18 protein-coding genes and 1 tRNA gene are annotated in these 18,181 nt (G+C 58.1%); 8 read left to right on the forward strand and 11 right to left on the reverse strand.

Going from position 1 to position 18,181, the window contains the following annotated elements:
- The first annotated feature begins 105 nt into the window (after positions 1 to 105).
- The 3 genes from ACXAH8_RS08380 to ACXAH8_RS08390 all read left to right on the forward strand — a co-directional run bounded on the left by ACXAH8_RS08380 (position 106) and on the right by ACXAH8_RS08390 (position 3,513).
- Positions 106 to 1,764, forward strand: coding sequence for a sulfatase-like hydrolase/transferase (locus tag ACXAH8_RS08380; RefSeq protein WP_475217522.1), 1,659 nt, complete (start codon positions 106 to 108; stop codon positions 1,762 to 1,764).
- A gap of 67 nt (positions 1,765 to 1,831) precedes the next feature.
- Complete coding sequence (locus ACXAH8_RS08385) at positions 1,832 to 2,692, forward strand: tyrosine-protein phosphatase (protein ID WP_475217524.1); 861 nt, start codon at positions 1,832 to 1,834, stop codon at positions 2,690 to 2,692.
- A 164-nt stretch (positions 2,693 to 2,856) separates the two neighbouring features.
- Positions 2,857 to 3,513, forward strand: coding sequence for a lipid-binding SYLF domain-containing protein (locus tag ACXAH8_RS08390; RefSeq protein WP_475217526.1), 657 nt, complete (start codon positions 2,857 to 2,859; stop codon positions 3,511 to 3,513).
- A gap of 164 nt (positions 3,514 to 3,677) precedes the next feature.
- Here ACXAH8_RS08390 and ACXAH8_RS08395 read toward each other — a convergent pair whose 3' ends face one another.
- The 5 genes from ACXAH8_RS08395 to ACXAH8_RS08415 all read right to left on the reverse strand — a co-directional run bounded on the left by ACXAH8_RS08395 (position 3,678) and on the right by ACXAH8_RS08415 (position 6,392).
- Positions 3,678 to 4,211, reverse strand: coding sequence for an N-acetyltransferase family protein (locus ACXAH8_RS08395; protein WP_475217528.1), 534 nt, complete (start codon positions 4,209 to 4,211; stop codon positions 3,678 to 3,680).
- Positions 4,208 to 4,762 carry a helix-turn-helix domain-containing protein gene (locus ACXAH8_RS08400; RefSeq protein WP_475217530.1) on the reverse strand — a complete coding sequence of 185 codons (555 nt, stop codon included), beginning with the start codon at positions 4,760 to 4,762 and terminating at the stop codon, positions 4,208 to 4,210. The genes ACXAH8_RS08395 and ACXAH8_RS08400 overlap by 4 nt, the downstream gene beginning before the upstream one ends.
- A gap of 119 nt (positions 4,763 to 4,881) precedes the next feature.
- Positions 4,882 to 5,898: a Fe(3+) ABC transporter substrate-binding protein gene (locus tag ACXAH8_RS08405; RefSeq protein WP_475217532.1), complete on the reverse strand. Its 1,017-nt coding sequence runs from the start codon at positions 5,896 to 5,898 to the stop codon at positions 4,882 to 4,884.
- A gap of 202 nt (positions 5,899 to 6,100) precedes the next feature.
- On the reverse strand, positions 6,101 to 6,226 hold the full coding sequence (gene ykgO / locus ACXAH8_RS08410) for a type B 50S ribosomal protein L36 (protein WP_008755722.1): 126 nt from the start codon (positions 6,224 to 6,226) through the stop codon (positions 6,101 to 6,103).
- A gap of 91 nt (positions 6,227 to 6,317) precedes the next feature.
- Positions 6,318 to 6,392: transfer RNA gene (locus ACXAH8_RS08415), tRNA-Val, on the reverse strand.
- A 147-nt stretch (positions 6,393 to 6,539) separates the two neighbouring features.
- Here ACXAH8_RS08415 and ACXAH8_RS08420 point away from each other — a divergent pair.
- Positions 6,540 to 7,400 (forward strand): N-formylglutamate amidohydrolase, encoded by an 861-nt coding sequence (locus ACXAH8_RS08420; RefSeq protein ID WP_475217534.1) that lies wholly within the window; start codon positions 6,540 to 6,542, stop codon positions 7,398 to 7,400.
- 3 nt (positions 7,401 to 7,403) lie between these two features.
- Here ACXAH8_RS08420 and ACXAH8_RS08425 read toward each other — a convergent pair whose 3' ends face one another.
- The gene (locus tag ACXAH8_RS08425; protein WP_475217536.1) at positions 7,404 to 8,657 is read right to left on the reverse strand and encodes a DNA polymerase IV; all 1,254 of its coding nucleotides are present in this window, start codon (positions 8,655 to 8,657) and stop codon (positions 7,404 to 7,406) included.
- Between the two features lie 388 nt (positions 8,658 to 9,045).
- Positions 9,046 to 9,750 carry an orotidine-5'-phosphate decarboxylase gene (pyrF, locus tag ACXAH8_RS08430; RefSeq protein ID WP_475217538.1) on the reverse strand — a complete coding sequence of 235 codons (705 nt, stop codon included), beginning with the start codon at positions 9,748 to 9,750 and terminating at the stop codon, positions 9,046 to 9,048.
- A 139-nt stretch (positions 9,751 to 9,889) separates the two neighbouring features.
- On the opposite strand from pyrF, the gene ACXAH8_RS08435 reads away from it, so the two are divergent.
- Positions 9,890 to 10,207, forward strand: a complete 318-nt coding sequence (locus tag ACXAH8_RS08435; RefSeq protein WP_170380118.1) for a hypothetical protein — start codon at positions 9,890 to 9,892, stop codon at positions 10,205 to 10,207.
- Here the strand turns inward: ACXAH8_RS08435 and ACXAH8_RS08440 are convergent.
- Complete coding sequence (locus ACXAH8_RS08440; RefSeq protein ID WP_475217540.1) at positions 10,177 to 10,761, reverse strand: isopropylmalate isomerase; 585 nt, start codon at positions 10,759 to 10,761, stop codon at positions 10,177 to 10,179. The genes ACXAH8_RS08435 and ACXAH8_RS08440 overlap by 31 nt on opposite strands.
- A 192-nt stretch (positions 10,762 to 10,953) precedes the next feature.
- On the opposite strand from ACXAH8_RS08440, the gene clpB reads away from it, so the two are divergent.
- Positions 10,954 to 13,572, forward strand: coding sequence for an ATP-dependent chaperone ClpB (gene clpB, locus ACXAH8_RS08445; protein ID WP_475217542.1), 2,619 nt, complete (start codon positions 10,954 to 10,956; stop codon positions 13,570 to 13,572).
- Positions 13,573 to 13,686: 114 nt separating this feature from the next.
- On the opposite strand, the gene ACXAH8_RS08450 is transcribed toward clpB, so the two are convergent.
- From ACXAH8_RS08450 to ACXAH8_RS08460, 3 genes are all read right to left on the reverse strand, one after another.
- The gene (locus tag ACXAH8_RS08450) at positions 13,687 to 14,106 is read right to left on the reverse strand and encodes a hypothetical protein (RefSeq protein WP_475217544.1); all 420 of its coding nucleotides are present in this window, start codon (positions 14,104 to 14,106) and stop codon (positions 13,687 to 13,689) included.
- 160 nt (positions 14,107 to 14,266) lie between these two features.
- Entirely contained in the window at positions 14,267 to 15,082 is an 816-nt protein-coding gene (locus ACXAH8_RS08455) for a cyclase family protein (protein ID WP_475217546.1), read from the reverse strand.
- 128 nt (positions 15,083 to 15,210) lie between these two features.
- A complete protein-coding gene (locus tag ACXAH8_RS08460; protein WP_475217548.1) occupies positions 15,211 to 16,170 on the reverse strand; it encodes a hypothetical protein in 960 nt (319 codons plus the stop codon).
- Positions 16,171 to 16,368: 198 nt separating this feature from the next.
- On the opposite strand from ACXAH8_RS08460, the gene msrP reads away from it, so the two are divergent.
- On the forward strand, positions 16,369 to 17,271 hold the full coding sequence (msrP, locus tag ACXAH8_RS08465) for a protein-methionine-sulfoxide reductase catalytic subunit MsrP (protein WP_475217550.1): 903 nt from the start codon (positions 16,369 to 16,371) through the stop codon (positions 17,269 to 17,271).
- A gap of 3 nt (positions 17,272 to 17,274) precedes the next feature.
- Positions 17,275 to 17,889, forward strand: coding sequence for a protein-methionine-sulfoxide reductase heme-binding subunit MsrQ (gene msrQ, locus ACXAH8_RS08470; protein ID WP_475217552.1), 615 nt, complete (start codon positions 17,275 to 17,277; stop codon positions 17,887 to 17,889).
- Positions 17,890 to 18,181: the final 292 nt, after the last annotated feature.

Consider the following 18,181-nt stretch of genomic DNA (forward strand, 5'->3'; position numbering starts at 1 on the left):
AGCTTTCAGAGCTGGCAAAACGATCAAATCAATCCCTTTCCGCAAAATGCCACGAACTGATCGTTCAGGCGTTGGAATCTACGAGTGTCAAAAGGAGGTCCGAGAGTGACTAAAGCCTTAGGTAAGACCAGTGTCGCAGCTTGTTTGTTTGCCATGCTGGGCGTCATGCCTGCAAGCGCGCAGCAAGAGGCGATCGTTCATGATGGTGAGTTCGAATTCCTGCGGGCCCAGTTCGGGGATCAATGGGACGCGCAGGATGCTGAGATTGAGGCCAGGTTGGCCGAGATCCGCGAGGCCAATGACGGCAAGCCTCCGAACTTTCTGTATATTCTTATTGACGACATCAGCTTCGGCCAGATGGGCGAGCGCAAGATGAACTATGTGATGGGCATCGAGACCCCCAATATCAACGACTTCGCCAGTGAAGGCATGTCGCTGATGCGCATGTATACGGAGCCCTCCTGCACGCCAACACGCACGGCGATGCTGACCGGTCGGCACCCGATCCGGGCCGGAGTGGAAGAGGTTAAGGTTGCCTTGGTCGGCGAGGGACTGCCCGCGAGCGAGGTTACCCTGCCGGAGATCCTGAAACAGGCCGGTTACAACACGTCGCATGTAGGGAAGTGGCATCAGGGCGATATCGAAGAAGCCTATCCGCACAATCAGGGCTTTGACTACGCGGTTTTTCCGCTGCACCAGCAGGTTCAACTCAGCCTGATGACCCGCGAGGCCATGGAGGCCAACAACATGCTGGGATATCACTCCTCGGGGCAGAACAACCAGTTTCTGCTGGATGAACGGTTCAAGCCCTACGGTCTGGTCACCGGTGTCGAGGCACAGGCAGGCGGCACCGCGCGCGAAGTTGATATGGAAGCGGGCGAAGAATGGACGCAGGCCAAGTACGAACAGATGAACGAACGCTATCAGGCGCAGGCACTGGAGCAGCTTGAACAAGTCGCCGCGCAGGATGAGCCGTTCTTTCTGCAATACTGGCCGCTTTACCCGCTGAACTTCGCCTACCCGGATCAGGCGCTGTCGCGGAACGGCGGCTTCCATGCCGACAAGCTGCAACTGCTCGACGGCTGGATCGGAGAGGTGCTGGCCAAACTGGATGAGACCGGCGAGGCCGACAACACCATCGTCATGATCATGGCGGATAACGGGTTGATGTATCATTACGAGGGGACGTCGGGCCTGAACCAGTTGATCTATCGCGGCGGCAAGACCCAGCATCTTGAGGGCGGCGTCCGCACAGATGCCTTCATTCGCTGGCCCGGAGTGATTGAAGCTGACAGTGCTGCCGGTGACATCTTTCACGTCTCGGATATCTACACGACGATGGCCCGCATCGCAGGTGCAACGGATTTCATCCCGCGCGACCGGGTGATTGACGGTATCGACCAGACCGCCCTGCTTCTTGTGGGTGAGGGCAATGGCCGCCGCGACTACGTGTACGTGTACGAGGGGCCGGTTCTGCGTTCGGTTGTCAAGCAGGAATTCAAGATGCATCTACCCGCGCCCGGCGCCCCCGGGGCCGCAGCGCCGACCTATAACGTCTATCGCGACCCCCGCGAAGAACACCCGCTGGTTGGATACTCTCTTTGGGCCGGTGCCTCGTTCCAGGATATGATCAAGCGCCATCAGAAAATGATCGCCAAGTATCCAAACTCTGAGATCGGCAAAGATATCCCCTATGGCGGCATCGAAAACCTGCGGCCTGAAAGCCAAGAGGCCCGCGAGGTGTTCATGAGCTGGCAAGAATAGCCTTCAATGGCGCGCCTTTCGGGGCGCGTCGACCACAGTCCCGCTCGACACGGCAATGGAGAGAGACATGAGACTATTCAGATCTATCGGTGCTGCGACCCTGCTGTTTGTCGCCGGTAACTTTCATCCAGTTCTCGCGACCGAGGATCGTGCCATCCCGCTAGAGGGTGTCTTGAATACACGCGACCTGGGTGGCCTGGAAACACAGGACGGTCGCACCGTACGCGCAGGGCAGCTCATCAGATCCGGTGAGATCGACCAGATCAGCGCAACCAGCATGCAGCGCCTGGACGATATGGGTGTCAGCGCAATCGTTGATTTGCGAACAACGTCCGAGGCAACGGCGCATCCCGCGCAATGGCCCGAAGGAGAGGGTCCCGCGCGCCATCACTTCCCAGTGATGGAGAATGAAAGCCAGATGATTGATGATATGCGTGCCAGCATCAGGGCGGGCACGGCAACCGAAGCAGAAACAGATGGTTTGTTCTTAGGGGCCTTTGGCTATATCGCAACTAACTACACCGAAGAGTATCGAGATCTGTTCGACGTGTTGCTGGACCAGCCCGAGGGTAAGGCGGTTCTGTATCATTGTTCGGGCGGCAAGGATCGTACCGGTGTCGCGACCGCGCTCGTACTGACAGCGCTTGGTGTTTCCAAAGACGAGATCCAATCGGATTTCATGATGAGCAATACGCTCAAGGACGCGGACAACAAGGCCCAGCAGATCGCAGCCGAGGTCAATGCGGCCGAAGGGACAAATATGACGCCGGAAGCAGTCTGGCCATCGTTGGGGGTGCGAGAGGCCTATCTTGATGAGTTCTACAAGAGCGTTGAGGCAAGCTATGGCTCGGTCGATGACTACCTGCGTGAGGGCCTCGGGCTGACGGACGCGGATTTTGACACCCTACGCAACCGGTATCTGAACTGAGCCAGCCGCAAAAATTCACTTGTGAAAACAATCGGTCGAACGCTGGCGGTTTCGGACACCAAAACCGTGCGAAGCAAGCGTTCGTACCAGATGCCAGCCAATGGGTTTCCACCACAAAGGGTCTCAGGTACGGTTCTGCAAAACAAAACCCAGAGGAGGAAGAAATGCTGCGCTTTATGCCTTTGGCTTGCATCGCGATGGTGGGTTTTTTCCACCTTTCAAACAGTTCAACTGCCAACGCACAGAACTTTTTGGACAAAGTGACAGAAGGGGTTTCTGATGCGGCCAAAAAGGTTGGGGATGTCGCTGAATCGGCAGGCGAGACCGTACTGCATGCGACGGACGGGGCGACTGCGTCTGAGATCGACGCCAGTGTAGATGCAGCACTGGCGCAACTTCTCGCGACTTCCCCTGAGGCGGCAGATCTGTCCAACAAAGCAGTCGCTGTCTTGGTTTTCCCCAGGATCACCAAAGGCGGCCTGATGGTTGGAGGTCAGTTTGGAGAAGGTGCGATGCGTGAAAACGGCGTCACGACCGGGTACTACAATATTGCCGGTGCGTCCTATGGTTTTCAGGCTGGTATTCAGCATTTCTCCTACGCGCTGTTTTTCCTCAACTCCGACGCCCTTGCCTATATGAAGAACAACGATGGGTGGGAGGTCGGCAGTGGCCCCACGCTCGTTGGCGGTGATGAAGGCTGGTCGGCATCGATGGGAACAAACGATCTGCAGGGCGACATCGTGCCAATCATCTTTGGGCAAGAAGGGCTTATGGCAGGCGCAGGCCTTCAGGGTACTAAGATCACCAAGATCGAAAAGTGAACTGCTGGGTGACTGCGTCACACAAGCACGGTTCGCTCATTTCTTGATACGAGGCACCCATGGCCTCTGTTCAAATAGTCCCGTTTGATCCGTCGCGAGAGTCGCCTGCTTTCCGTCCGAAAACCTGACGACCTGGACAGATCAACTCAAAGTGCGTCTCCGGTCTATGGCTTTGGCGCTTGGTTGAGGTCTTTGAACATGAAGGTTGTCGCCTCCAGTGTGGGTTCGAACGGGTTGCGGCAGTAGTTCGGAATCTCTCCTGCTGTTTGAAAGCCAAGATCTTGGTAGAGAATCCGCGATGGGTCGGTGCTGCGTGTATCGAGCACCAGCATTGTTCTACCCAGCTCAGATGAGCGAGCGAAGAGCGCGTTCATCAAGCTGCGCCCCAGACCCTGGCGTCGCGCATCGGGATGGACCAAAAGCTTGGCGACATCGGCGCGGTGCGGTTGATTGGGCATGGAGGCCGGAATCAATTGCACCGTCCCACGGATACGCCCTTCGCTTTCTGCAACAAACAGGCCCAACGCCCCTGCACGCAATTCAGGGCGAACGCGAGTCTCCCAATAGCGCTGGGCGTCTGCGTGGTGGAACGGCAAGATGAACCCGATACTCGCGCCCGCATGCACGCAACTATGCAGGATGTCGGTCAAGTCCTTTAGCGCCGCGTCGAAGGTGGCATCGGTCAGTCGTGTGATCATATCAGCACCAGCATGTAGCGCGCGCCTCGGGTGGCGCCGGTTTCAAATTGTGTCGGGCCGGACAGATGGTATCGCAGGCAGTCTCCACCACCGAGCGCGTGTGCCGCGCCGTCCACGGTGAGCGTCAGGCTTCCATCCAGAACGATAAGGTGGTGTTCCTGCCCCGGTTTCGGAGGCGTTTCGTACCGAACCACCGTATCCGGCGGCAGGTGGCATTCCAGCACCTCACCGCTCAATCCGGTTGAAGGGGGCGAGACGGATCGGCGCGTGAAGCCTGTTTCCGGATCGCTCCATTCGGGTTGCCGTTCAAACGGGACCTTGGGGTCGAAACTGTCCTCGACCATCATCAGCAAACGCGACATGGGCAGACCATACGCGGCGCAAAGTCGGCCGAGTGTTTCTGCCGTCGGGCTGACCCCAGCCTTTTCCATACGCGACAGGGTTGCCCGGCTGACGCCGCTGTTGTCCGCCAGCTGATCCAATGACCAGCCACGGCTTTGGCGCAGCTCCTTCAGGCGGATGGCAAGGCGGTTTGCGAGAGAATCCAGCATTGATCAATTATGAGAATAGTTTCCGTATGTGAGAATATTAGCGTTGAAATATAATATTGCAAAAGAAAAAGAGCGCGGAATTTACCGCGCCCTTTATACTTCCTAAGTGTGTAGGTGTCTTACTTCCAGCCAACCTCGTTAAAGGTTTTCTGCGCTTCGGGCAGATTCTTGGCGACGGCAGACAGATCAACATCGTCTGCTTTGAAATCGCCCAGTTCGGCCACGGACTCGGAAACGGCGACGCCCTTAACCGTTGGGTATTCGTCGTTGCCGGCCGAGAAGTACTGCTGCGCCTGATCGCTTGCCAGGTATTCCAGGAACTTGATGGCATTGTCCTTGTGGGGCGCATTTGCGGCTACACCCCCACCCGACAGGTTCACATGCGCGCCATTGCCGTCCTGATCCGGGAAAACCCAGCCGATCACGTCACGCTCGGCCGAGACGCCATCGACGTCTTTCCGGATCGCGCGGGAAAAGTAGTAGGTGTTGGACACGGCAAGATCACACTCACCCGAGACGACACCGCGCAGCTGGTCGGTGTCACCGCCTTGCGGGTCACGCGCCATGTTGGCCACTACGCCTTCGGCCCAGGTTTTGGCGGCTTCGGATCCGGCGTTTTCGATGATCGAGGCCAGCAGGGTCTGGTTGTAGACATTGGTGCTCGAGCGGATGCACAGCTGGCCCTTGTATTTGGGGTCTGCCAGATCAGCATAGGTCCGCGGCGGCTCGGAGACTGCGTTCTTGTTGTAGAAAATGATGCGCGCCCGCTGCGAGAAACCGAACCACTGGTTGTCGCTGTCCTGAAGGTTCGACGGAATACGCTCTTCCAATACGGCGCTGTCAATTGTCTGCAGTACGCCCGCGTTCTTCGCGCGCGCAAGCCGCGAGGTGTCGACGGTCAGCAGAATATCAGCAGGGGAGTTCACGCCCTCGGCTTCCATGCGCGCGATCAGCTCGTCTGCCTTGCCTTCGATTCGGTTGATGGTGATGCCGGTTGCATCCTCGAAATCCGAATAGAGGCGTTCGTCGGTGTCATAGTGGCGCGACGAATAGATGTTCAGCTCGCCTTCTGCTGCTGCGGACGTGGCGACCATGGCTGCAAGGCCAGCCGCGATACAGGTCGTGGATTTAAACATGATTGCTCCCAACATTAAGTAGTCCACCGGGGTAAACCCGAGTTAAACACTCAATTAACGGATTGGATTTGGTTTGCAAGTAAAACCCGACAAAAATTGTGCGAAATCCCGGGCGCTTTGGGTAACGACGCCGATCAAAGCCAGCAGGCACAAAAAAACCGCACCCAAAGGCGCGGTTCTTTCGAAGAGATATGTGCAGTTCTTAGCCCTGGCGAGCTTTGAACTTGCGCTGCGTCTTGTTGATCACGTAGACGCGGCCTTTGCGACGCACAATACGGCAATCACGGTGCCGGTTCTTGAGCGAGCGGAGCGAGTTCTTGACCTTCATGGGTCTGTCTCCAATCTGCGGCGCCTTCATCAAAGACGTGGCCAGCGCCTGGGTTTGTCGGGTGCCCCGGCAAGCCGAAGCAGTGAATAGATGGTGGGCGGTACAAGGATCGAACTTGTGACCCCTTCGATGTCAACGAAGTGCTCTACCGCTGAGCTAACCGCCCACGTCCCTTTGCGTGTCCTGCCCCATAACGAAATGGGGCGCGGATACCCGCGCCGGTAGCGGGGTCTATAAAAGGAGTCGCAAAGGGGTTCAAGGGGTTTGGAAGAACTATTTTCCAGTCTATGTTAATCCTGAACACGGAGAGACCATGAAGAACCCTTCCTATTTTCTGGATATGCCCGAAAACCGCAGTTCATGCGTTGTTTTTTCATCGCCGCATAGTGGCCGTGACTATCCAGAGGCGTTTCTGAAGCGCTCGGTTTTGGGGTCTGATGTGATTCGATCCTCGGAAGATGCCTTTGTGGATCAGCTCTTTGCCTCGGCCTCGGATTTTGGGGCGCCGTTGATCAAGGCGGCGATGCCACGGGCTTATCTGGACCTTAACCGCAGCGCGGATGAGCTGGACCCGGCCTTAATTCAGGGGGCCAAACGGCAAGGGCACAATCCGCGCGTGGCCTCGGGGCTGGGGGTGATTCCCCGCGTGGTGGCAAATGGGCGGGCGATTTATCGTGGCAAACTGACCATGGATGAGGCGCGCCTGCGCATCGACACCTATTGGCGCCCCTATCACAGCCGCCTCAAGGCCTTGCTGGCGGAGTCACATGCGAAATTCGGGCAGGCGATTCTGGTCGATTGCCATTCGATGCCACATGAGGCGGTGGCCATGGCCAGCACCGCGCGCAACACACGCCCCGAGATCGTGCTGGGCGATCGTTTCGGTGCATCGGCATCCACCGAGATCGTGGACCGAATTGAGGCTGCCTTTACCTCGGCCGGATTGGTCGTCGCGCGGAATGCACCCTTTGCCGGGGCCTATGTGACCCAAACCTACGGCCGCCCCGGTCGTCAGCAACACGCGATTCAGGTTGAGATCGACCGCTCGATCTACATGAACGAAGATACGATCTCGCCCAATACTAATTTCATGGCGTTCTCCAAGATACTGCGGCAAGTGATCGCCGAGATTGCCGAGATCGGTTCCGAACCGCAGCGGCTGGCGGCGGAATAGGCGTCACCGCAGCGCGCGGCCTTTCACGATTGCATCACTTCCGAACCGTTTGCGAATCTCATCTGTGGCGCGCTCGGCCTGAGACCTGCGTGTCGCGTTAGGGTCCAGCAAGTCGCCAGAGATATCTGCCTGATCCGCCGGGCACAGATCGGACAGCCCGCATCCCAACAGACGATAGGGACCCTGATCTCCCACCTGATCAAACAGCCCGCGCGCGGTTCTGTAGATGCGATCCGCGATCTGAGTCGCATCGCGCAGCGAAACGCGGCGGGTGATGATCTTGTGATTGGCCTTTTTCAGCTTAAGCGTCACCACGCGGCCCGCCAGATCCTTGGCCTTGGCCCGGTCCGAGACCTTCAGCGCCATGCGCCACAGATGTCCGTCCAGAATTTCGAGGTTGGAGGTGTCTTCGAAAAACGTGGTTTCGTTGCTGATCGACTTCATCGGTTCATGGGCCGATACCCGGCGCTTGTCCTGACCGCGTGCCAGATGCCACAGGCGATACCCCATCGATCCGAACCGCGCGGTCAGCGCTTCCTGATCCCAGCGCAGCAGGTCCGAGAAGGTACGGATCCCCGCGCGCTCCAGCGATTCCTGTGCTGCCGGGCCGATACCCCAGATCAGTCTGACGGGTTTGTTGTGCAGGAAGTCAGCCGTCTCCGCCGTCCCGATCACGGAAAACCCCCGCGGCTTGTCCAGGTCCGAGGCGACCTTGGCCAGAAACTTGTTGTGGCTTAACCCGATGGAGCCGGTCAGCCCCAGTTCATCCTTCATGCGCTTGACCAAGCGTGCCAGCATCACCGCAGGCGGCGCGCCATGCAGACGTTCGGTGCCGGACAGATCGAGGAAAGCCTCATCCAGCGACAGGGGTTCGACCTTGGGCGTCAGTTCATCCATCATCGCACGGATCTGACGGGATACCTCGGCGTAGACCGACATGCGCGGTTTGATCACCACAGCGTCCGGACACAGTTGTAGCGCCTTGAATATCGGCATGGCCGAGCGCACGCCCCGGATACGCGCCACGTAGCAAGCGGTTGAAACGACCCCACGTCGCCCGCCGCCCACAATCACTGCCTTGTCCGCCAATTCAGGATTGTCGCGCTTTTCAACCGAGGCATAGAACGCGTCGCAATCCATATGCGCAATCGAAAGATCAAACAGCTCGGGGTGCGATTTCAGCCGCGGGCTACCGCAGGACGGGCAGCGCGGCGCGTCCGGGAAACTGGTCAGGCATTCGCGGCAGATCGTGGGCATGGCTACTTTTCCCGACCCGAAAAGGGTGGCTCCGGGGGTTCGAAGCTGTAGTGTCTATCGGCTTTCATGTGAACGCAACAGAGGCTGCGACAGTCTTCAGGAATCTGGCGGTTTGAGCAGAGAGTTGGACTGTCAAGAAAACCCCCCGCTTGGGGCGGGGGGAAGGTAACGAACCACAGGAAGAGGTAGTTCGTTGGGGAGTAACTCCGCACCAGAATCGCTCAAAACGCTATATTTAGATAGGTGGCCGCGTTGTTCCCTAAAACTTGTGCCGGGTTTGTGTGTTTTCGGGCACAGGGGGAAATCTGGGGAACGTTCCCCCTATTGACCTAAGGTAAAGAAATCACTGCCGTTTCGAGGGTCCGAGGCGTTGAATGCCCGACCACGATCAGTGCCGTGTCAATGATTTTAACTCGGCCAGAACGGCCTCGGCTGCGGCTTTCGGGTCCTCCGCCTGATAGATCGGACGCCCGACAACAATATGATCCGCCCCATCTGCGATCGCACTGGCAGGCGTTGCGACGCGTTTCTGGTCCCCCAAAGCAGCCCCGGCAGGGCGCACGCCCGGTGTCACGATCAACCGGCCCTCGGCCTGGGGCAGGGCGCGGATCAGCGCGGCCTCTTGCGGGCTGGCGATCACGCCATCGGCCCCGGCCTCCAGCGCTTTGGCCGCGCGCTCAACGACCAGATCCTGCACATCGCCTGCCTTCAACAGGCTGGCATCCAAATCATCGCGGTTGAGCGAGGTCAGGATCGTCACCGCGAGGATTTTAAGGTCTTTGCCGGATGCACCCTCTTTCGCCGCGCGCACCACATGCGGGTCGCCATGGACGGTCAGGAAATCCAGATCGAACTGCGCCAGACCACGCACCGCGTTTTCCACCGTGTTGCCGATGTCGAACAGTTTCATGTCCAGAAAGATGCGCTTGCCATGGTCCTGTTTCAGCTCATTGGCCAAAGCCAGACCGCCGCCCGTCAGCATCCCCAGCCCGATCTTGTAGAACGACACCGCATCACCCAACCGTTCGGCCATCGCCAAACCTTGCAAAGCGTTCGGGACGTCAAGGGCTACGATCAGGCGGTCATCGGACATGTTGGGTCTCCTTGCTGGCAAACGTCTGCCTCCTAGCGGGTTCGAGCGCAACTGTCCATGCAAGTCCGCCCGAACGAAAGAGGGTGATCTGTGCTACAGTGGTTCAAATCGATCAATAGCTCACATGAAGGGACAGAAGATGAGAAAGCTTGCCTTGCTGGGAGTGGCGCTGATGATGGGTGCCTGCGATGAGCCCGCCTCAGGCACGTCCGACAAAGGGGCGGCGCCAGCGCCGACCAATGAAAACCTGCCTCTGGTCCGGGGCTACCGATCCGAGGATGATTGGTGCCAGCTTACAGGTGAGAGCGCCTTTACCGTCGAATTTCTGGATCACACCGCCGATCTTGTCTCATGCCCGACCGGCAGCAGCGCCGAACAATCCTTGGTCGAGACATATACGTTAGAGCCGGTGGCGCAAACCGGCGGCTATTCGGTATACTCCATTCCGCGCGGCTGACGGCGTCTGCCCACCCATGCTGCATTCGCCGCAATCAGGGCGATTCCGGACAGTTCCAAAAGCCAGTTCATTCGGATCGACATGATCTCGGCACCCAAAAACGCATCGAAGTTGTGAAACCCGGCAGCGCGGATCATCACAAAGCAGATCAGAGTGACAAAGCCGATCAGGGCGATGCCGACCTCTCGCAAGTGTTTACGAAGGAACCAGAGGCTGACAAGCGAGATCCAGAAGCCGCTGAACACGACAACAATGATAAAGCCGATCTGGACAGACTTGCGATCCTCGTACCAGCCTTGCATCTGCGACAGACAGCGGGCGCTGGCCGTAAGCGCGGATTGCACATCCAGTTGTTTGTTGATCATCAAAGCAAACAACAGCAGCGCGAGGATCAACCAGAACCACCGGACGTGGGAATTGCGCCTTGCGCGCAGGCATAGCAGTGCGGCGAAACCGTATGCAGTAACCGTGAGCCAACCGATCACGCTTGGGTCGCCAATGGTGGGCGACCATTGTTCTGCAATGCAGCTGCGTAGCGCGGTGGCTGAGATCATAGAGGCGCGCTCCTAAGACGGTTTTTTTCGCAATTGACCGAGATCATTCAGGTTCCCAGCATGCATCATGTTATTCTACCAAGACAATCTTGAATACACGCTGACATTACCCAAATTGAATGTGAGGCCTCAATCGACGCGTGCCGCCAAGCGGGCGCATCAAAACGGGGCGCTTGAGAAAAGGAGAATGCTATGGACTTGAACAAGTTCACCGAGCGGGCACGGGGATTCGTGCAGGCAGCGCAGACTATTGCGCTGCGCGAGGGGCACCAGAGGCTGGAGCCTACACATATACTTAAGGCGTTGATGGACGATGATCAGGGGCTGGCGAGCAACCTGATCACCCGTGCGGGCGGAGCGCCGAACCGCGTGGTTGAGGCGTTGGATGCCGCGATGGGGAAAATCCCGAAGGTCAGCGGTGACGCGAGCCAGATTTACATGGATGGCCAGACCGCCAAGGTTTTCGACGAGGCCGAGAAGATTGCCACCAAGGCGGGCGATAGCTTTGTGCCCGTGGAACGGGTGCTGATGGCGCTCTGCATGGTCAAATCCAAAGCCAAGGACGCTTTGGAGGCCGGGGCCGTTTCTGCTCAGAAACTGAACGAAGCCATCAATGATATCCGTAAGGGTCGCACCGCGGACACCGCGTCGGCGGAAGAGGGCTATGACGCGCTCAAGAAATATGCGCGCGATCTGACCGAGGCTGCGGCAGAGGGTAAAATCGATCCGATCATCGGGCGGGATGAGGAAATCCGACGCTCGATGCAGGTTCTGTCGCGCCGTACTAAGAACAACCCTGTTCTGATCGGGGAACCCGGCGTTGGTAAAACCGCGATTGCCGAGGGCATGGCCCTGCGCATCATCAACGGTGACGTGCCGGAATCGCTGAAAGATAAGAAGCTGCTCGCGCTGGATATGGGTGCGCTGATTGCTGGTGCGAAATATCGTGGTGAATTCGAAGAACGCCTCAAGGCGGTGCTAACCGAGGTCACCGAGGCTGCTGGTGAGATCATCCTGTTCATCGATGAGATGCACACACTGGTTGGCGCCGGTAAATCCGATGGCGCGATGGATGCCGCCAACCTGATCAAGCCTGCGCTTGCTCGGGGTGAGCTGCATTGTATCGGCGCGACCACGTTGGATGAATATCGCAAGTACGTGGAAAAAGACGCGGCCCTTGCGCGCCGGTTCCAGCCCGTGATGGTCACCGAACCGACCGTCGAGGACACGATCAGCATCCTGCGTGGCATCAAGGAAAAATACGAGCTGCACCACGGCGTGCGCATCTCGGACTCGGCGCTGGTGTCGGCGGCGACGCTCTCGCATCGCTATATCACCGACCGTTTCTTGCCCGACAAAGCCATCGACCTTGTTGATGAGGCGGCGTCGCGGTTGCGGATGGAGGTGGACTCCAAGCCGGAAGAACTCGATCAGTTGGATCGTCAGATCTTGCAAATGCAGATCGAGGAAGAGGCGCTGAAACTGGAAGACGACGCGGCCTCGAAGGATCGCCTGGAAACACTGCAAAAGGATCTGGCCGATCTGCAGGAGCAATCGGCTGAGATGACGGCTCAGTGGCAGGCCGAACGGGATAAACTCGCGGGCGCGCGTGACCTGAAGGAACAGCTCGACAAGGCACGGGCTGACCTGGAGATCGCCAAACGCGAAGGCAATCTGGCGAAGGCGGGTGAGTTGTCTTACGGCATCATCCCCGAGCTTGAGAAAAAGCTGACCGAGGCTGAAAACGCCGAAAGCAACGCCATGATGGCCGAGGAAACGGTGCGCCCGGAACAGATCGCGTCCGTGGTCGAACGCTGGACTGGTATCCCGACTGCCAAGATGCTGGAAGGGGAACGCGAGAAACTGCTGCGGATGGAAGACGATCTGCACTCCCGCGTGATTGGTCAGGATGCCGCTGTGACCGCCGTGTCCAACGCCGTGCGCCGTGCGCGTGCGGGTCTGAATGACGAGAACCGCCCGCTGGGCTCGTTCCTGTTCCTTGGCCCGACTGGCGTGGGTAAGACCGAACTGACCAAAGCCGTAGCGAATTTCCTTTTCGACGACGACAACGCGATGGTTCGCATCGATATGTCCGAGTTCATGGAGAAACACGCGGTTGCCCGTCTGATCGGTGCCCCTCCGGGCTATGTCGGTTATGACGAAGGCGGAGTGCTGACCGAAGCCGTGCGGCGCAGGCCTTACCAGGTTGTGCTGTTTGATGAGGTCGAAAAAGCGCACCCGGATGTGTTCAACGTGCTGTTGCAGGTTCTGGATGATGGCGTGCTGACCGATGGTCAGGGTCGCACCGTGGACTTCAAGCAGACGCTGATCATCCTGACGTCGAACCTCGGCTCTCAGGCGCTGAGCCAATTGCCCGAAGGGGCCGACAGCGCGCAGGCGCGGCGCGATGTGATGGATGCGGTCCGGGCACATTTCCGGCCCGAATTCCTAAACCGACTGGACGAGACGATCATCTTTGACAGGCTCAAGCGGGCCGATATGGATGGCATCGTCGATATCCAGATGACGCGTCTGCAAAAACGTCTGGCCACTCGCAAGATCGAGCTGGTTCTGGACGAGGGCGCAAAACAGTGGCTTGCCGATGAAGGCTATGACCCGGTCTTCGGTGCGCGCCCGCTCAAGCGCGTGATCCAGCGCGCCTTGCAGAACCCGTTGGCCGAGGCTCTGCTGGCTGGTGAGATCAAGGATGGCGAGACCGTCCCCGTTAGTGCTGGCGCTGAGGGCCTGATCATCGGCGACAGGCTGGGCACCTCCGACCGGCCTCGCCCGGATGATGCCGTAGTGCATTGATCATGATAGAAACGAAAGGCCCGCCGGACTGGCGGGTCTTTTGCCAGGAACTTGTTTCTGCGCCTCATAGACCGGGTCTGGCATGAAAGCTCGAATCGGCCGCTAGCATCCGCATCAAGTATCCTTTTTTGACAAGGCTTCGCTCATGGCCATATAGGATTTTACAGCGGCCACATAGGTGATGTATGCGATCACCACTAAGGCCAGCGAACTCAATGCTGTGATGTTCTTGGGCGGAGGCGGCACTTTGCCCGGAACCGGTACCTGCTTGTAGGTTTGAAGTTCTTTATGCGCGCCTTCGACAAGCCTCAAAAGGCTGCGCAACGCTTTTTCATCGTCACTGTTTTGCTTCTCGATGTTTTTCAGCAACTTGCGTAGCTTGTCGTCTAGAGCATCTAGTTTGACCGATTTTTTGCCCAGCTTCTTTTGCCATTTGGCATAGGCTTCAATCTGATTTGTCTTTACCTTGGATTTCGTCTTGTTGGCTTGATAGACAAGTTTCGTGTAGTTTGTTTTACGCGGCAAACGGGCCATACTGTCACCTATTCAACAAATTAAATTCAATGGCTCCATGGTCAGTTGATACTACTGTCAGGTCAGGAGACTGTTGCCTGTCGAGAGATTGATCAGACAAGGCAGTACTGCCATTGCCTGCCCAAAATCCGGGTCAGGCAATGGTCAGGGAATTGCTCGATCACACCAATGCAAATATCCGCGCCGGGCCTCCGGTGCCGCCTTTGTGTTTGGGCGCTCCTATCACCAGAGTGGCCCCGGCGGCTGGGACGCGGTCGAGATTGGCCAGACATTCGATCCCGAACCGGCCGGTGGGCAGCCAGGCGTAGTGCGTTGCGAAATCGGCAGACATGCCGTGATCCAGCGACAGCGTGTCGACCGCCATGGATCGCGCTCCGGTTTCCTCCATCAGCATCTGGGCGGCCTCTATGTGGAAGCCGGGATAGTGCTGTGCTTCTCCGTCGAAATTGCGAAACGCGTCGGTCGCCGTTTTTCCACCCCAGCCGGAATGCATGGCGACGCAGGCGCCGTCGGGGATGTCTCCGTTCGCCGCGATCCACGCCTTGAGGTCATCAGGCGTCACGCGGGTATCGGCGTCTTCGGCGGCACGGGCCGCGATATCCACAACACAAAGCGGCGCAACCAGGTCCGTCACCGGGATCTCATCGACCGAGGTTCCGTCGGCCGAGAAATGCAGGGGCGCGTCGATATGGGTGCCGGTATGTTCGTTGATCGACAGGTTGAACAGGTTGAACCCGTGATCCGCAAAGTTGAACGCCTGTTCGGCGGAGACGCCCGGCTCACCTCCCCATGTCGGAAACTCGGGGCTGAGGGTGTGGGTCATGTCTTCGACCCCGCCATGTCCTGCAGCCAATGCCGCCGGAGCACGCGCGCCCGTTGCAGCGGCTGCCACGCCAGTGGCTGCGGCGGCTTTGAAGAAGCTCCGCCGCGACAGCATCTTGTCTTTGACGGCATTCACTACGCAGATATCACACATTCGGTATCCTCCCTGATGGGTGGCAGGGTCGGGCGACCGGTGTCGCGGACCGTACCACCTATCAGGCAGAGTGCCGCGCTGACCCCTTCTGTGTAAAGGGTGCTGTCTGTTGTGGCGCGCTGGGCGTCCTAGCGGAACTCTCGGCTTTTGCGCAGGGCACGCAGCTCTTCCGAACTCATTTTGGGGCCTGAGCTGGTCGTGGGCTGCGGTGCGGGTTGAATCAATGTCTCAGTGCTTTGGGCCTTGCGCACGGCACCACCGCTGAGGCGCAGGTAGGCCAGAACCCCGCCGGCGCATTGATAGCTGAAGGCCCAGCTGGCCAGAAGGGTATAGGCCACGACCGTTGCAATCATCGGCGCAGTGACGGAAAACGGAGCCGCTCCAGTCGTCATCTCGCCGATTAATTGAACATCGTCGACCAGGGTGCTCGGACCGTAAATTGCAGTAAGTCCGACAATAAACAGCGCAAAGAAAAAGATAGCACCGACAAAGCTGATCGCTACCACGGCAAACAGCTGCAGGAAGAAAGCACCGAAATGGTTAAATGGGGTATAAGGGCGGCCATTTGGGTCCCGCCCGATCGAGGCCGCCGCAATCGGCACCAGAAACCCGGCCCTTAGCGCGCAGATCGCCGCAAAAAGCAGGATCACAACACCCGAGAACATCATGATGTGCACGGGTGTCAGGGTCGCAAAGAACGCGGCTGGGTCCTCGGGAACGCCGCCCCCTACGCTGACGGCACCGATGGAGAGCGCGGCGATCAGCGCGGCGGCCACACTGATCCCAATGGCTTCGACGGCGCCGTAGATAACCGCTGGAAAGACAAACTTGCGGTAACTGTTACTCGGAGAAACCTCGCAGGCTTGCAGGCCCAAACGGCTGCCGACCAGCATCGGGATGACGCCTGAGGATGCGCCTACAAAAAACGAAATCAAAACCGACAGTCCCGGAATGAGCAACCCGATTAGCGCGCTCAGTATTCCGCCTATCAACCCGTAGACGATAAGCGCGACCAGCAGGACGGGAAAGACAATGATATAGCGCCACAAAACGGACAGCGAAAAAGGAAAGGCCTGAAATACGAGCACGGGATCAACTCTGATCAACTATTGGATGATTCCCGCATACCTAATTGAGACTGTTAGAACCAGCCGCCCAAAACGCATTAGTCGCGGGCTGACGCAGTTGCGTTACAGTCTGTTCGCTCAATCGTGACGCCTGTTTCCTTGGCTCTGTGTTATCAGCGGACTACCTCACTCTGAGGCGGATTCATTACGGAGACCCAAATGGCGCATCGCTGGACCAACACTTTGACACATGCCGACGTCACCCCAAGGGCGGCGTTTCTGAACCGGCGGCAGGTTATGGCCGGGCTGGCAGGTGTCGGGCTGACCGCGATGGCCCGCCCCGCTACAGCGCAAGAAGCGCTGGAGCCGAACACCTGGGAAGAGATCACCAGCTACAATAACTTCTACGAGTTCGGCACCGGCAAGGACGACCCGGCCAAATATGCCCATACACTTGTGACCGAACCCTGGAGCATTGAGATCGACGGTCTGGTGGATCGCCCCGGCACTTATGACTTCAAGGACATCATGTCCGAGATGACAGCTGAAGAACGCATCTACCGCTTCCGCTGTGTCGAGGCCTGGTCGATGGTGATTCCGTGGAACGGGTTCGAACTGGCCGACCTGTTGAATATGGCGGGTGTGCAGGAGGGCGCTAAATACGTAGCCTTTGAAACCGCCTACCGTCCCGATGAGATGCCCGGCACGCGCTTCCCGATTCTGGAATGGCCCTACCGCGAGGGTCTGCGACTGGATGAGGCGATGCACCCGCTCACCATAATGGCGACACGCATCTATGACCGCCCGATCCCGAACCAGAATGGTGCTCCGCTGCGTTTGGTGGTGCCGTGGAAATACGGGTTCAAGTCGATCAAGTCGATCGTGAAGATCACTCTGACCGAGGATGAGCCGCCCACCAGTTGGAACATGTCTGCGCCCCGTGAGTATGGCTTCTATAGTAATGTGAACCCGAATGTGGACCATCCGCGCTGGTCTCAGGCGTCCGAGCGTCAGATCGGCGGCGGTCTGTTCGCCAAGCGTATCCCGACGCTAATGTTCAACGGCTATGAACAAGAGGTCGCCAGCCTGTATGAAGGTATGAACCTCAAGGAATACTATTGAGCCATGCAGGCGGTGAACCAGGCCATACGCAAGATCCCCATTTGGGCTGTCTATCTGGCTGGGGCCCTTCCGGCCCCTTGGTTCCTGTATCTTGCGCTCACAGGGGGGCTTGGGGTCGAGCCGATCACAGCGCTCGAACACAAGCTGGGGGAGTTGGCCCTTCAGTTGCTCATTCTTGGCCTGGCGGTGACCCCTCTGCGCCAGCATCTTGGCTTGAACCTCATGAAGTTCCGTCGAGCGATCGGCGTGCTGGCTTTTGCCTATGTTGCGCTGCACCTTCTGGTCTGGCTGGTGCTGGACGTTCAGCTTCTTGGCCAGATTTGGGCTGATATCCTCAAGCGGCCCTATATCACTGTCGGCATGGCAGGGTTCATTCTCTTGCTGCCTTTGGCGGTGACATCGAACAATTGGTCGGTGCGAAAACTTGGCCCGCGCTGGCGCAAGCTGCACAAACTGGTCTATCCGGCCGTTCTGCTTGGCGGGATCCACTATGTGATGTTGGCGAAGGGTTTCCAGCTAGAACCGCTTCTCTATCTCGCCGCGATCATAGGGCTGCTGCTAGCGCGTCTGCCGATACCAGGCCTGCTGACTCGGCTGAGGCAGGCCGATTCCGCGTAAGTTCTGACCGAGTCTGTGGGTAACTGTGTGGACAATGATCTGGTGGCAGCGATTCCGAATAGTCGGGGCGGCGATTGGGGTTGTCTGCGCGGTATCCGCCTTCATTAAGTTTATGTTTTTGTGTAACAAAATGGGGTATCCGAATTTTTCTTCGCTTTTTTGCTTTTTCCACTTGCGGCTTTGTGGGGTAAACCTTAGAACCCCCTTCACCGGCGCTGCTGAGGCGCTGGGGCGCTGCTGAGGCGGCGGGGACGCTCAGGATAGACTGGGGGCATCTGAGGTTGAGTTTTAG

The organism is Ruegeria sp. ABV3_008 (assembly GCF_056161185.1).

Bases quoted from the DNA above. Each gene is read 5' to 3' on its own strand.
- ACXAH8_RS08435 (WP_170380118.1), top strand. From the start codon at position 9,890: ATGAGAAAGCTTGCCTTGCTGGGAGTGGCGCTGATGATGGGTGCCTGC.
- ACXAH8_RS08420 (WP_475217534.1), top strand. From the start codon at position 6,540: ATGAAGAACCCTTCCTATTTTCTGGATATGCCCGAAAACCGCAGTTCA.
- ACXAH8_RS08400 (WP_475217530.1), bottom strand. From the start codon at position 4,762: ATGCTGGATTCTCTCGCAAACCGCCTTGCCATCCGCCTGAAGGAGCTG.
- ACXAH8_RS08395 (WP_475217528.1), bottom strand. From the start codon at position 4,211: ATGATCACACGACTGACCGATGCCACCTTCGACGCGGCGCTAAAGGAC.
- ACXAH8_RS08440 (WP_475217540.1), bottom strand. From the start codon at position 10,761: ATGATCTCAGCCACCGCGCTACGCAGCTGCATTGCAGAACAATGGTCG.
- ACXAH8_RS08455 (WP_475217546.1), bottom strand. From the start codon at position 15,082: ATGTGTGATATCTGCGTAGTGAATGCCGTCAAAGACAAGATGCTGTCG.
- ACXAH8_RS08405 (WP_475217532.1), bottom strand. From the start codon at position 5,898: ATGTTTAAATCCACGACCTGTATCGCGGCTGGCCTTGCAGCCATGGTC.
- ACXAH8_RS08450 (WP_475217544.1), bottom strand. From the start codon at position 14,106: ATGGCCCGTTTGCCGCGTAAAACAAACTACACGAAACTTGTCTATCAA.
- pyrF (WP_475217538.1), bottom strand. From the start codon at position 9,750: ATGTCCGATGACCGCCTGATCGTAGCCCTTGACGTCCCGAACGCTTTG.
- msrQ (WP_475217552.1), top strand. From the start codon at position 17,275: ATGCAGGCGGTGAACCAGGCCATACGCAAGATCCCCATTTGGGCTGTC.
- clpB (WP_475217542.1), top strand. From the start codon at position 10,954: ATGGACTTGAACAAGTTCACCGAGCGGGCACGGGGATTCGTGCAGGCA.
- ACXAH8_RS08425 (WP_475217536.1), bottom strand. From the start codon at position 8,657: ATGCCCACGATCTGCCGCGAATGCCTGACCAGTTTCCCGGACGCGCCG.
- ACXAH8_RS08390 (WP_475217526.1), top strand. From the start codon at position 2,857: ATGCTGCGCTTTATGCCTTTGGCTTGCATCGCGATGGTGGGTTTTTTC.
- ykgO (WP_008755722.1), bottom strand. From the start codon at position 6,226: ATGAAGGTCAAGAACTCGCTCCGCTCGCTCAAGAACCGGCACCGTGAT.
- msrP (WP_475217550.1), top strand. From the start codon at position 16,369: ATGGCGCATCGCTGGACCAACACTTTGACACATGCCGACGTCACCCCA.
- ACXAH8_RS08385 (WP_475217524.1), top strand. From the start codon at position 1,832: ATGAGACTATTCAGATCTATCGGTGCTGCGACCCTGCTGTTTGTCGCC.